We start from the raw sequence: 14,021 nt of genomic DNA on the forward strand, positions 1-14,021 counted from the left end.
CACTTAAAAAGATTAGAGCTTCGAAATCCATTGTATAAAATATATTATAATAAATATTTAATTTACTATCTTTAAGCTATAACTATTAATCTTGTTAATTCTATGTCAGAAGTTAAAAACATACCACTTCACGAAAGGAGAATTATTATGATAGCTTCTGATGAATCTAAATTAAAACAAAGAAAAATTGACTGGTCTAAAGTTTTTATTTCTGAAGAAGATGTGAATTTTTATAAATCATTAATAAATCACAAAAAAGATTCTTCTGATTCAAGAAGTGTACTACAAAAATTTAAGGATAAATTTCATAATGAAGTAAAGGATGGTTTTGCGTATTACTTTAAGGAAAAAAATTTACCTTTTGTTATTTGTAAAATAGATGATGTGATTAATAATTTTAAATTTCCTCCACAACATCCAAAAAATGGATTTGCATATGCATGCAGTGATGTAGAGCCAGATTTATATCTACCGTTATCTACGTTTCATTCCTATATGTATCAATCTAAACTATCTGCATTTAATGAATTATGCTCAGCCTTAGGCGCAAAAACTTGTAGAGTTATATCCGTTGAGGAAAACGGAAAAATTATCACTAAAAGTACTGACATTAATAAAATACCCACTAAATTAGGATTACTTTCTTCCAAATTAACATTAAAAATAAATAAAAAAACAAACAGTGAATCTATTATATATTTAGAACTACCAAAACCAAATAAAATAAAGCCTTACGAAAGTTTATGGTTAGATTCCGAACCAACCTGGAAGTCTCTTCAAAAAATTAGGTTAAATAATGACCTACTTAAATATACAGTGGATCTTAATTACACTGATGAAATGGGAATTGATAACAAATTAGCAGCATCAATAAATTCTATAGGTGGTAACATTGGTGGAGTATTTACTGGAATTACTAAGATTATGTATAGATTTGAAGTGGAATTTTGGCCAAAGGATCAAATTTCACTTCAAAAAAATATCTAATTCTATATTCTTATAAGTTTACATTATCTTTTCACCAGCTCTACTCTACGGTTTTGCGCCTTCCCTTGTTCAGAACTATTTTTCGCTATCTCATTTTTGCCACCAAAGCCCTCTGGTAAAAGTCCTTATTAGTCTATACCTGAATTCGTTATAACATTCAATACTGTTATAGCACGGTCTTTAGCCATATCTTACAGGCAAACACATTAAGCATCGATTTTCTGTTTTGGATAATTAAATTGAGTCTGTTCTCTATTTATTATTGCAACAAAGTTTCATTTTATAAAATTTTATCCCTACTTTTGACGCTTCTTATGCAAAAAACATTGAAAACCTTTTTTGTCTTTTCTTTGTTACTGATCTTCCTATCGAACGTCAGTGGAATAAGTACATGTCTTGAACATGCGAAGCACGCAACCGCCAACACCTTCCCTAAAAAAGATTCTAAAGAAGAAAAAGGATCTACCTTCTCCAAGGATGACCATTGCCAGTGTGCCCTCCATATGCATATGAATAATGTGGTTCTGCCGGAATCTTTAACAGTAGATTTTGCTGTAAACACTGCCAACAACAGTGAAATACCTCAACCGAAGGCCATTACCTACCGGTGTTTACTCGATTTTTTCAGCTCACGCGCACCCCCATCAGATTTTTATACTGCAGCCTGATTATTTTTTCGTTGCAGCCCGTTACCTATTGCAGGTCTTATGATCTGTAAGTCTATTTCTGTGGGCATTTGTATACCTCTCTGTATACAAAATCCTTTTTATTAATATACGATATCACAGATGTCTGTATCATTCTATTTGTAATGCGCATCAACCACTTTAACGGTCCGGAAGTAATGAACCTCATTTCCGGCAAAACCAAACAGCTTTCTGCATTGGGAGCTATTATTTCATCCTCTTTACTGAATGCTCAGTCGGTGAGCAAAGACTCTGCATCAGGATCAATACAAACGGTAGAGATCATCGGCAGAAAATCAAAAGATTATATTTCTGATTATTCTTTTGCAGCCACTAAAACAGCCATGAAGAATAAGGATCTTCCTTTAACGCTTAATACCATTACCAAAGAGTTCATCCGTGAACGCCAGGCCTTTCAGCTGGGAGAAGTATTAAAAAATGTAAGCGGTGTTTCTCCTTCAAGCTATTACAATCAGTACAACATTCGGGGAATCAGCCAGAATGAAGAAGGTCAGATCATCAACGGAATGAGAACCAGGCAGTATTATTTTCTGCAGCCTATGACCTCCAATATAGAACGTGTGGAGGTTTTTAAAGGTCCTGCCAGCATCACCATGTCCAGCGTAGATCCCGGAGGGACTATCAATATGGTGACTAAAAAACCTTTACCGGATTCACGGCACGAAATCAGTCTCTCAGGCGGAAGTTTTGATACCTACAGGATTACAACAGACCTTACAGGACCTCTGAATAAGAGCAAGACTTTACTGTACCGTTTTAATGGGGCTTACCAGAACGCAAAATCTTTCAGGGATCACATTAACAACAGTGGTTTTCTGATCTCGCCTTCCATTACCTATATTCCTGATGAAAAAACCTCTTTGAATGTGGAGATGGTGATGAATCATCTCAATGGAAATCTGGACCGCGGCCAGCCTATTTTTGGAGCAGTAGCAGGGAAAACCGACCTCAACAGCACCCCGAAAAGTTTAAATCTTGGAGCTCCTGAAGACTTTTTTAAAACCAGGGAACTGATCATTATGGGAAACTTTTCCAGGCATATTAGTAAGCACATCAGCTTTAATGCCTCTTACATGAAACAGCTGTGGAAAGAAGACCTTCAGGAGCATCGTACTACGGGGGCTTTCGTCCCTGATATTGAAAACAAACCCATATCCAGCCTGGCCATGATGCAGTTTGTCCAGAGAAAACAAAATTGGGCTACAGACAACCTGAATGCCTATTTTAATTTCAATTTTAAAACCGGGCAGGTGGAACATCAAACTCTTATTGGGTACGATAACCAGATCTGGGAAAAGCGAAAAGGAGGCCTGCAGAATGCTGCAAGAGGATTTCTGATGAAAGACGGTTCTGTGGCATCCTCTTATAATCCTGCCAATGCAGACCGTTATGAAACGATCCTATACAATGGAATAACAGTACCCAAACCGAACGTCACTCCTTTTGATTTAAGCCCCGGAGCGCAAAATTATCAGGGAGCAGATTTGTATAAGACCAATGTGACGACCCAGCTGCCTGCTGCACTTACCACCACTCATGCAGCCTATATTCAGCATCTTTTTACGTGGAAAAAATTCAAAGTATTGTCCGGGATCCGTCATGAATGGTTTAAAGATACAACCCACTTTAAAGAAGCTGACGAATCTTCATTCAGCAACAATAAGTTTTTATACAGACTGGGAATCACCTATAGCCTTACGGATCAGATCAACCTTTATGGAACGTATCTTACCGGATACCAGCCCCAGTCCAATACGGTGACATTAATGCCCAACACCGGGCGGTTTACCGGTTCAGAATCTGCTGCCCAATTCAAACCTTTAACTTCTGATCTTAAGGAAATAGGGGTTAAAGGGCGTTTGTTCGGGATGCTTTCGGCCAGTCTTGCGGTATATGAGATCAATCAGAAAAATATCCTGATCAATGCCAATAATCCGGCAGAACCGGATCAGCTTATCCAGCGTGGTGCCGACCGCAGCAGAGGTTTTGAGGCTGAAGTGACAGGCTATATTCTTCCTCAATGGCACATCTACGCCGGATACAGTTATATTGACGCCCGGATAGTAGACGATGCAGACGCAACTCTCATAGGTCAAAGAAAGGAGAATACGTCTAAGAACTCTGTTAATATCTGGACCCGTTATAATTTTTCAAAAACAAGCTTCCTGAGCGACTTCGGAGTTGGGTTGGGTATGCTGTACCAGAGTTCCAAAGTTCCCTGGTTTACCAGAGGATTTGAGCTTCCGGCTTACACCACTTTGGATGCTGCAGTCTACTATACTCTTTTACAGTCGAAAGTGCAGCTGGCTCTTACAGTCAATAACATCACCAACACGTCTTATTGGGTGGGTGCACAGAATTATCTCAGACTTTTTCCGGGAGCTCCCACAAACTATCTATTAACTGCTACCTATAATTTTTAAACTATGCCTATTTCAAACTTACGACGTATCGTCAGAAAAACCCGGCAGGATTTGCTCAAAGGAAAACAAAACCTGCTTATAACCGTTATTGTGCTCTTATTCTGTATGATGAGCATTGGAGTCAGATTCATGCAATATACAGACAACGTTTCCCAGATCAAAGAATACCGCAGCGAGGTGCGGGAACATTGGGAAGACCGGCCAGACAAGCATCCGCACAGGATGGCCCACTACGGATACCTGGTATTCCGGACTGCCCATCCTTTAAGCCTTTTTGATAACGGACTGGATGATTATCTGGGAAATGTTATTTTTCTGGAAGCCCACAAACAGAATACCGCCAATCTTTCCGAGGCAGGAAGTTCCGGAGCTTTGGTCCGTTTCGGAGCCTTCAGCAGTGCATTCATTCTTCAGAGCATTGTTCCGTTGATCATCCTTTTTCTTGGTTTCGGACTTATTGTTCAGGAGCGTGAGAACACCACCCTGAAAATACTAAGCATTCAGGGGGCGTCCAACAGGGATATTCTTTGGGGCAAGATCCTTGGACTGTGGCAGTTTTCATTATTCTTTCTGCTGCCTGTATTACCTGTGGTCTTGTTTACTGCCGCATTTTCGGAAACAGTTCTCCTTAATGATATTGTACTGAGAATACTTTCTCTCCTGCCTGCTTATATGATTTATTATTTCTTTATCAGCACCCTGGCGGTGGTAATATCATCAGTAAGCAGGACTTCTGCAACGGCTTTGGTAGGCCTGATCGGATGCTGGCTTCTCCTGGTCATTTTTCTTCCGAAAGGAATCCAGTTTGCCGCACAGAACCTCTACTCTACCCCATCCCGTATTGCTTTTGAAACCCAGCTGGAAAAAGATATTCTGAAAGCGGGAGACAGCCATAATCCGGATGATCCTCATTTCAAAAAGATTAAAGACTCTCTGCTTCTTCACTACGGAGTAAGCAATACCAATGAACTGCCCTTTAACTACAGTGGATTTGTGATGAAGGAGGGCGAAAAGATCAGTTCTCAGATTTACATTTCGCACCAGAAAAGGTTACAGGAACAGTATCACCAGCAGCAGAAATTCTCAGAGCTGTTCGGGTTTATAGATCCCTCTCTGGCCATCAGACATTTTTCTATGGCAGTAACGGGAACAGATTTTTTCTCTTACATCCAGTTTCAGAAACAGGCCGAAGAATACCGCTACAAGATGGCACAGCGACTGAATGATCTGCAGATACAATATATCAGCAATATAAAACCGGAAAAAGGAGGTCCTCCGGCTGTGATCGACGGAAAAAACTGGAAAGAATTCCCTGATTTCGAGTATGAGTATACTTCTCTTACCGAAAGCATGAAGAATCAGTGGATATCTGCTGCAGCCCTGTTGTTCTGGCTTGCAGCCTGTGTATTAATCATAGAAATAAGCAGTAGAAACCTAAAACTTATCTAATGAATCATTATTTATATAAACAATTTTACCGTAACAAGGCCTATCTTATCGCCCTGGTATTTTTACTGGCGGCAGGCCTCATGGCTATCTATACCGGAAAAAAATTCCTGGACAGAAATGAAGATATCATTGCAAAGAGTGGCAATTTTCAGAAAGAAAGCATTGCACGCAATGTAAAATTTCATAAGGATGATCTGGGCCTGATCTTATATTACGTCAAATTCAACCTTGTCAATGAAACGCCAAAGCTTGCAGCATTAAATATAGGTATGCGCGATCTGAATCCGTCGATACAGGGCGTTACCATAAGAAATCTGGAAGAACAGCGTTATAATTCGGATTTTTATAATCCTGCCAATGCTGCTGTCGGGAATTTTGATTTTAGCTTTGTCCTGATTTTTCTTTTCCCACTGGTTATTATTGCCTTCTGTTATAACCTCATCTCCGAAGAGGAGGAAAAAGGAACCTGGAAACTTCTTTCTGTACAAAGTGGGCATCTGGGAAGATTTCTAAATGCCAAAATAATCATACGGGGTATTGCGGTAAGCCTGATCTACCTTCTGTTGATCATCATTGCCACACTTTGGATCCGTATTCCTCTGGATAAGTTCTATATACTTTTTATCCTCTCGGGGTGGCTGTATATTCTCTTTTGGTTTGTATTATGCCGCTGGATCGTCCTGTTCAGAAAATCATCTGCTCAGAATGCCCTCATCCTTCTTATTGTGTGGGTTGCTATGAACTTCATTATTCCGATGGGGTGTAATCTGCTGATCCAAAAGTCTTATCCTGTTCAGGAATCCCTTAAGGCAGTTATGGAACAGCGTGAAGGTTACCACAACAAATGGGATGAACCCAAGAAGCCTACCATGGAAAAGTTTTACAAAGTATATCCTCAGTACAGGAAGTTTACCGTAGAAGAGAATGATACCTTCACCTGGACCTGGTATTACGCCATGCAGCATATGGGAGATGCAGAAGCCTCACAATCTGCAATTCTTTACAGAGAGAAAATGGACAAGCGTAACCGTGCCGCCGTTTTCCTTGGTTATTTTCTTCCCAACATCCATACTCAGCTTACCGAGAGCCGGCTGGCTCAGACCGGAATGGATAATCACCTGCAATACAGTGCGGCACTGCAAAAGTTTCATGAAGGAAAACGTTTGTTTTTTTATCCTCTTATCTTTTCAGGTCAGAATGCAGAATCCGTTAACTGGGCTACACAAACTGTAGACCATTTCACAAAAACTGAAAAACTGAATATGCTGCAGCTTTTCTTACCGTATTTGATCATCATCGTTTTACTTCTTCTTTTTTCACAAAATAAATACCGAAAACTATGTTAAAAACCATTAATCTACACAAAAAATATAATGATTTCACAGCGCTTCAATCTCTTAATTTAGAAGTTGGGAAGGGAGAAATTTATGCTTTATTAGGCCAAAACGGAGCAGGCAAAAGTACAACAATCAATATTCTTTTGGGACTCATCAAAGCTACATCCGGAGATGCTTTTATCAATAATATATCGGTGACAGATCATCCGCAGAAAATAAAAAAAGAACTGGCTTATATTCCAGAGACCGTGCTTTTATACCCTAACCTTACAGGCATGGAAAATCTGGATTTCTTTTCCAAAATAGCAGGATTCAATTACACAAGATCCGAACTGTCCGCATTTTTGAGACATACCGGACTGCAGGAAGCGGCCCATCATAAAACTTTGGGCGGCTATTCTAAGGGAATGCGCCAAAAGGTAGGAATAGCCATCGCCCTGGCCAAAGATGCCAAAGTACTTTTACTGGACGAGCCTACGAGTGGCCTGGATCCTATTGCCACAGCAGAGTTTACAGAAATTATCCGTCAGCTGGGACAGGAAGGCAGAACCATACTCATGGCTACCCATGATATTTTCAATGCAGTAAGTGTGGCCTCGAATATCGGAATTATGAAACAGGGGCAGCTGGTACAGAATCTCCAGTCTAAAGCATTTACGGCAGAAGAACTTCAGGAATTGTATCTTAAAACAATCTGATTTTGTTTCCACACATTCAATAATATAAGCAATTAAAAAAAGCCAGATGATAACCCTATCTGGCTTTTTGGTCATTGAATGATAAGACCCAGCTTTCCTATTGCCCTTAAATAAACCCAATCATCTATATTTCACGATAATCTCAAATAGATCAAATCTTTTTTCTCATATAATCATCATGTAAACTAAATAGCTGAAATGAATTATATGAATGTATTTAGATTTTTCAGTTGATGATAACTACTATAATGATTGAAAGAAAATTTTGTATAATTTTTTTACTGCTATGCATTTCCGTAAATTTGATCTGTAAAAATAAAATAAATCTTAAATAAGATAAGAATGGAAAAGTACAATTACGGGGTCATTGGTCTCGGAGTAATGGGAAGAAACCTGCTTTACAATATTGCCGATAACGGTTTTTCTACAGCAGGATTCGATTTGGATGAGGAAAAAGTAAGAGAACTGCATAACGGAGCAACTCCGGGAACTTCAGTGAAGGGAACCGCTTCTCTGGAAGAGTTTGTCTCAGTTTTGGACAGTCCGAGAAAAATTATTTTAATGGTACCCGCAGGAAAACCTGTAGATGCTGTTCTGGAAAGCATTACACCACTTCTCAGCCCAAAAGATATCGTAATTGATGCTGGGAATTCTTATTTCAAAGATACTGAAAGACGCATTGCTGATTTAGCTTCTAAAAACCTACATTTCATGGGAATGGGTGTTTCAGGAGGCGAGCAAGGCGCAAGAAGAGGGCCAAGTATTATGCCTGGTGGCGATTTGGAAGCTTTCAACCTGCTAAAACCTATGTTGGAATTAATTTCAGCAAAGGTTAACGGTGAAGCTTGTACCGCTTACATGGGCAAAGGTTCTGCCGGAAACTATGTAAAAATGGTTCATAATGGAATTGAGTATGCCATCATGCAATTGATCAGTGAGGCTTACGATCTACTGAAAAAAGGAGCTCATCTTAACAATGATCAGCTTTATGAGGTGTTCAAAAAGTGGAATGAAGGTGAAATGAATTCTTTCCTTATTGAAATCACAAGGGATATTTTCCAGCAAAAAGATGATCTAACAGATGGATTTCTTGTTGATCAAATTCTGGATAAAGCCGGAGCAAAAGGAACCGGAAAATGGACATCCGAACAGGCAATGGAAATCGGAGTTTCTATTCCGACTATTGATATTGCTGTAACTTCAAGAATTTTATCAGCTTATAAAGAAGAGAGAATAAAAGCTTCTCAATTATATCCTAAAGAAGCAATAAAAACTCCGGAAGATACAGAAGCATTCATCAAAGAAGTGGGTGATGCGTTGTATTTGGCTACTTTAATCAGCTATGCACAAGGATTGGCATTACTGGTAAAAGCATCTGAAGAATATCAGTTTGAAATTCCGTTAAAAGATGTTGTCAAAATATGGAGAGGCGGATGCATTATCCGTTCTGTTTTGTTAGAAAAATTCTATTCAGCATATTCTAAAGATCAGAATTTATCTAATATTCTATTGGATCAGCAGATTTCAGAAATTGTGAAAGATAAGATTCCTGCATTAAGAAAAATGGCTGCTTTTGCTGCATCCAACGGAATCCCAGGCTTAGGAATTCAGTCAGCTTTAGGATATTTCGAAGCCTACACCACAGAGTCCTTACCCATCAATTTACTTCAGGCTCAGCGTGATTATTTTGGGGCACATACTTACCAAAGAATTGACAGAGAAGGAGTTTTTCACACTTCATGGCAAAACCTAAATAACTAAACCCGGAAAATGAGCGACAATACAATCCTGCATCCAACAACCATTGTTATTTTTGGTGCAACGGGAGATTTGGCAAAAAGAAAACTTTTTCCTGCATTTTACAATTTATATATTGATGGCAGAATGCCCAAAGGCTTTAATATTTTAGCGTTGGGAAGAGCCGAAAATACGGATGAAAAATTCAGAGCTTATATTAAAGAAAACCTGGAAAGCTTTTCAAGAAAAACTGTAACCAAGGAAGATTGGGCTGGTTTTCAGGCTCACATAAGCTACTTTCAGCATCAGCTGGATGAAGAAAGCTCCTATCAAAATTTATATCAGAAACTGGAAAATTTTGATAAAGTTTATGGAGTGAGGGGGAACAGACTCTTCTATCTTTCCATTGCGCCGAACTTTGTGTCCGTTATTTCAAATCATATTAAGACTACTTCTATCGCTTCCGATCCTGCAAAAGACCGGATTATTATCGAAAAACCTTTTGGCCATAATAAAGAATCTGCTATAGAACTGAATAATCTTCTTTCACAAACCTTTCAGGAAGAACAGATTTACCGTATCGACCACTATCTGGGAAAAGAAACTGTTCAGAATATTTTGGCATTCAGATTCGGAAATTCAATTTTTGAGCCTTTATGGAATCACAGGCATATAGAATCGGTACAGATTACTGTTGCAGAAGAAGTAGGGGTAGAAACAAGAGCCAGCTTTTATGAGCAGACAGGGGCTTTGCGTGATATGATTCAGAATCACCTTTTGCAAATTCTCTGTATGGTCGCTATGGAACCGCCGGTTTCATTGGAGTCTGGAGAAATCAGAGATCGTAAAGTGGATGTTTTAAAATCAATCCGCAGAATTTCATCAGATAAAGTAGATCATTATGCTGTCCGGGGTCAGTATGGAAAAGGGAAAGTAAATGGAGTCAAAGTAAACGGCTACCGCCAGGAGGAAGGAATTGCTCCTGATTCCAACACCGAAACATTTGTTGCTATTAAGTTTTATCTGGATAACCATCGATGGGAAAACGTTCCTTTCTACGTTCGTACCGGAAAAAAGATGAAAGAGAAGCATTCTTACATTACCATTCAGTTTAAACCCCTTCCCCATTCTACATTTTCAGAAAGCTCATCCCCTTTATCTGCTAACCGACTGATTATTAACATTCAGCCACAAATGGATATAAGGCTGCAGTTTATGTCTAAAAAACCGGGGCTTTCATTAGAATTGAAACCGGTAGAAATGATTTTTGATAATTTTGCCTGTCAGACAGATACTCCTGAAGCTTATGAGACCCTATTGTTAGAGGCACTTGCAGGTGATCTTACCTTGTTTATGCGTTCTGATCAGGTAGAAGAAGCCTGGGATGTTGTAAAAACGATTCAGGAAACCTGGGAAACAACCAAAGATCCCTCTTTCCCGAATTACGATGCAGGAAGCTGGGGACCTGATGACAGCAATGCCTTGGTGGAAAGACAAGGGCATGAGTGGGTTTAGAATTTAACTAAGAAATAAAATGGATATTACAATATTTAATACGCTCGATACTTTATATAAAAAAGCAGCAGATACGTTTGTTGAGCTTTCAGAACAATCTATTCAAAAACATGGAAAATTTGTAACAGCGGTGAGCGGAGGCTCTTCTCCTAAAGCCATTTTCAGCTTATTGGCGACTCCTGAATATGCAGATAAAATAGATTGGAGCAAAGTGTATATTTTTTGGGTGGATGAAAGATGGGTTGCTCTTGATGACGAAAAGAGTAATTTCAAAATGACTCTGGAAACACTTTTGAATAAAGTTCCCGCCCATAAAGATCAGATTTTCCCAATGTATAAAAACGGAACTGAACCTGAAGATTATGCTAAAGAATATGAAATGCAGATCAGAAACACATTAGGAGAAGAAGGCGTTTTCGATTTTATCCTTTTAGGAATGGGTGATGATGGTCATACAGCGTCCTTATTTCCGGGAGAAGCCGTTCTGGATGAAAAAGAAAAATGGGTGACAGCTTATTATCTGAAACCTCAGGAAATGTTCAGAATTACTTTAACAGAGCCTATCATCAATAAAGCTGACCATATTTTGATTGTCACATTCGGGCCCTCTAAAAAGCATGCTCTGAATGAAGTTTTAAACGGCGAATACAATCCGAAACTGTATCCGCTTCAGTTAATTGAAAAGAAAGACGGTGTTCAGATTTTTACCGACAAAGAAGCAGGAGCTTAAATGTCGTAAAGGTTTTTCACCTGGTCACCAATATACAGTATCAAAATTGTAAACAAAAAATCCCGGTTAATCCGGGATTTTAATTTCTTATACTGAGATCTATTTTATCTCTACAGGAACTGAGATTTTATCCCAATCCATTGTGAATCCATTACTGTTTACCTTATACACTAAAGTTTCCTGTGTTGCCGGTAAAGCTTTTGTTTTTACATCCACACGTAAAGCATCTTTAGATTCTTCGTATTTATAGGCTCCCCATTGTTTTGGTTCCTTGTTAAAAATCGCAGTCCAGGTTCCGCTTTCCTTAGGGATTAAGAAAAAGCTATATTTACCTGCAGGAAGCGTTTTACCCTGAACGGTAATGTTTTTATCCGTTTCAAAAGTAGTGGCTTCATTAGCACCTGCACGCCAAACTTTATTATAGGATTCTAAACCGCCCCAGATGGTACGTCCTTTAACAGAAGGACTGCTATAGGCTATTGTAATAGTTGCATCTTTAATTTTTCCCGTAGCTGTAGCAGGAGGGCTGGCAGGTTTTTTAGCTTCCTGTGCAAAGGCATTTACTGAAATCGTCATTGCAGCAAAAATCATGGTAGCAGATTTGATCATTGTTTTCATACTATTTTTATTTGTTTGTTTTTGTTATTGTCCGTTTACGAATTTACATCTTTCGGCTTATAAAACAATAAACCGATTGCTGAAAATATAATTACTGCCGCTGCCCCAATTACGTTAAGCCAAAGGAACGAAACGATATCAAACTGATAAACGGCAATAACCGTAATTTCTGATAATATTGCAGCAATAAATACATTGGAGCCGGTGATTTTTTTATAATAAAATGCAACAAGAAAAATCCCCAATATCGGGCCGTAGAAAAGAGAACCCAATACATTAACCGCTTCAATAAGGGAACCCATCTGCGTGGCAAACATAGCAACACCGATTGAGAAAATACCCCAGGCTAAAGTATGCAGACGGCTATACTTCAATTCGGTGGCGTCATCAGGAATTTCTTTTTTAAATATCAAATGAACATCTTTTAATGAACAGGCGGCAAGGGAATTCAGCGCTGCAGAAATAGAACCCCAACTGGCCAGAAAAATGACGGCAAACAGTAAACCGATCATCCCTACAGGTAATGTATTTTTCACGAAATACAGGAAAATGTAATTGGTATCCGTTTTCTCAGCATTATAGTTTGAATGATTGATAGCCTCCTCTACCCTTCCATGAAGTGCTTTTACCTCGGTCTGTGTATTTTTAAAATCCTGAATTGTTTTATTGAGTTGGGGAGAATTATTTTCCTTCAACTTTAGAATTTCTTTCGATTCTGCATTAAATTTGAGTTGTAAATCCTGATGCTCCTTTTCAAAAACGGCAGCCTGTTCAGGTTTTGTTTCCTTTAAATATTGATAAGAGCGTTCATTAAAATAAATCGGAGCCGGTTTTAGAGAAAAGAAAGCAAAAAGCAAAGCCCCAATCAGGAGAATCGCAAACTGCATCGGAATTTTAACCAATCCGTTCAGCAGCAACCCCATTTTTGCATTGGTATTGTCTTTTGCTGTAATATACCTCCCCACCTGACTCTGGTCCGTACCGAAGTAAGACAATGCCAGAAAAAAACCGCCAATCAGCCCGCTCCAGATATTGTATTTATCTTTCCAATCGAATTCTGTGGTGATGACATTGAGCTTTCCGGATTTTCCAGCCAGGTAAAGTGCATCATTAAAACCAATTCCGTTCGGCATATTCTGAATAAGCAGATACCCTGCAAAAGCCATGGTTCCCAGAATAATGAGAAACTGTAATTTTTGGGTGTGAGCAATCGCTTTTGCACCGCCAACGTAAGTGTAAATCAACAGAATACCACCTGTCAAGACATTGGTTAAGTAAATATTCCAGTTTAAAACACTTGACAAGATTATACTCGGAGCGTAAATACTGATTCCTGTTGATAAGCCTCTGGAAAAAAGAAAAAGCAGTGAAGTAAGCACCCTTGTTTTTTTATCAAAACGGTTTTCCAAATATTCGTAAGCGGTGTAAACATTTAAGCGCTGAAAAATCGGGATGAAAGTGATGCAGATCACAATCATTGCCAAAGGCAAACCAAAGTAATACTGCACGAAACGCATACCGTCTGTATAAGCCTGGCCCGGTGCTGAAAGAAACGTAATTGCACTTGCCTGTGTAGCCATAATACCAATAAGCACAATATACCAGGGCATTTTATTATCTGCTTTCAGATAGGATTCATTACTTTTTTGACCCCGACCGATGAATACGCCGTAAACCACCACTGCAACAAGTGTAAAAATGAGAACTGTCCAATCTATATTACTCATGCCCAGAATTTAGTAAACCAATAATAAAATGCGATCTGAGATACTAATGCAAGGGCTAATAGTATGTACCAGATATTCCAATTTTTAAGTTGC

At 38.9% G+C, this 14,021-nt stretch carries 10 protein-coding genes; 8 read left to right on the forward strand and 2 right to left on the reverse strand.

Annotation, left to right across the window (positions count from 1 at the left end; all coding sequences use genetic code 11):
- Positions 1–102 precede the first annotated feature (102 nt).
- The 8 genes from M2372_RS01925 (at position 103) to pgl (ending at position 11,583) form a co-directional block, all read left to right on the forward strand.
- Positions 103–987, forward strand: a complete 885-nt coding sequence (locus tag M2372_RS01925; protein WP_123318586.1) for a hypothetical protein — start codon at positions 103–105, stop codon at positions 985–987.
- 811 nt (positions 988–1,798) lie between these two features.
- Positions 1,799–4,117 carry a TonB-dependent siderophore receptor gene (locus tag M2372_RS01930; protein WP_123318584.1) on the forward strand — a complete coding sequence of 773 codons (2,319 nt, stop codon included), beginning with the start codon at positions 1,799–1,801 and terminating at the stop codon, positions 4,115–4,117.
- A 3-nt stretch (positions 4,118–4,120) separates the two neighbouring features.
- A complete protein-coding gene (locus M2372_RS01935; protein WP_123318583.1) occupies positions 4,121–5,566 on the forward strand; it encodes a DUF3526 domain-containing protein in 1,446 nt (481 codons plus the stop codon).
- Positions 5,566–6,912 (forward strand): DUF3526 domain-containing protein, encoded by a 1,347-nt coding sequence (locus M2372_RS01940; protein WP_123318582.1) that lies wholly within the window; start codon positions 5,566–5,568, stop codon positions 6,910–6,912. The genes M2372_RS01935 and M2372_RS01940 overlap by 1 nt, the downstream gene beginning before the upstream one ends.
- The gene (locus M2372_RS01945) at positions 6,906–7,601 is read left to right on the forward strand and encodes an ABC transporter ATP-binding protein (RefSeq protein WP_123318581.1); all 696 of its coding nucleotides are present in this window, start codon (positions 6,906–6,908) and stop codon (positions 7,599–7,601) included. The genes M2372_RS01940 and M2372_RS01945 overlap by 7 nt, the downstream gene beginning before the upstream one ends.
- A gap of 342 nt (positions 7,602–7,943) precedes the next feature.
- Positions 7,944–9,362, forward strand: a complete 1,419-nt coding sequence (gene gndA / locus M2372_RS01950) for an NADP-dependent phosphogluconate dehydrogenase (RefSeq protein WP_123318580.1) — start codon at positions 7,944–7,946, stop codon at positions 9,360–9,362.
- 9 nt (positions 9,363–9,371) lie between these two features.
- Positions 9,372–10,853 (forward strand): glucose-6-phosphate dehydrogenase, encoded by a 1,482-nt coding sequence (zwf, locus tag M2372_RS01955; protein ID WP_123318579.1) that lies wholly within the window; start codon positions 9,372–9,374, stop codon positions 10,851–10,853.
- A gap of 19 nt (positions 10,854–10,872) precedes the next feature.
- A complete protein-coding gene (gene pgl, locus M2372_RS01960) occupies positions 10,873–11,583 on the forward strand; it encodes a 6-phosphogluconolactonase (protein ID WP_123318578.1) in 711 nt (236 codons plus the stop codon).
- A 99-nt stretch (positions 11,584–11,682) separates the two neighbouring features.
- Here pgl and M2372_RS01965 read toward each other — a convergent pair whose 3' ends face one another.
- Positions 11,683–12,201: a DUF2911 domain-containing protein gene (locus tag M2372_RS01965; RefSeq protein WP_115970764.1), complete on the reverse strand. Its 519-nt coding sequence runs from the start codon at positions 12,199–12,201 to the stop codon at positions 11,683–11,685.
- Positions 12,202–12,236: 35 nt separating this feature from the next.
- Positions 12,237–13,928 (reverse strand): sodium:solute symporter, encoded by a 1,692-nt coding sequence (locus M2372_RS01970; RefSeq protein WP_123318577.1) that lies wholly within the window; start codon positions 13,926–13,928, stop codon positions 12,237–12,239.
- Positions 13,929–14,021 lie beyond the last annotated feature (93 nt).

Origin of the sequence: Chryseobacterium sp. BIGb0232, assembly GCF_024810195.1 — a bacterium.
In the GTDB taxonomy this organism is placed as follows: domain Bacteria; phylum Bacteroidota; class Bacteroidia; order Flavobacteriales; family Weeksellaceae; genus Chryseobacterium; species Chryseobacterium pennae.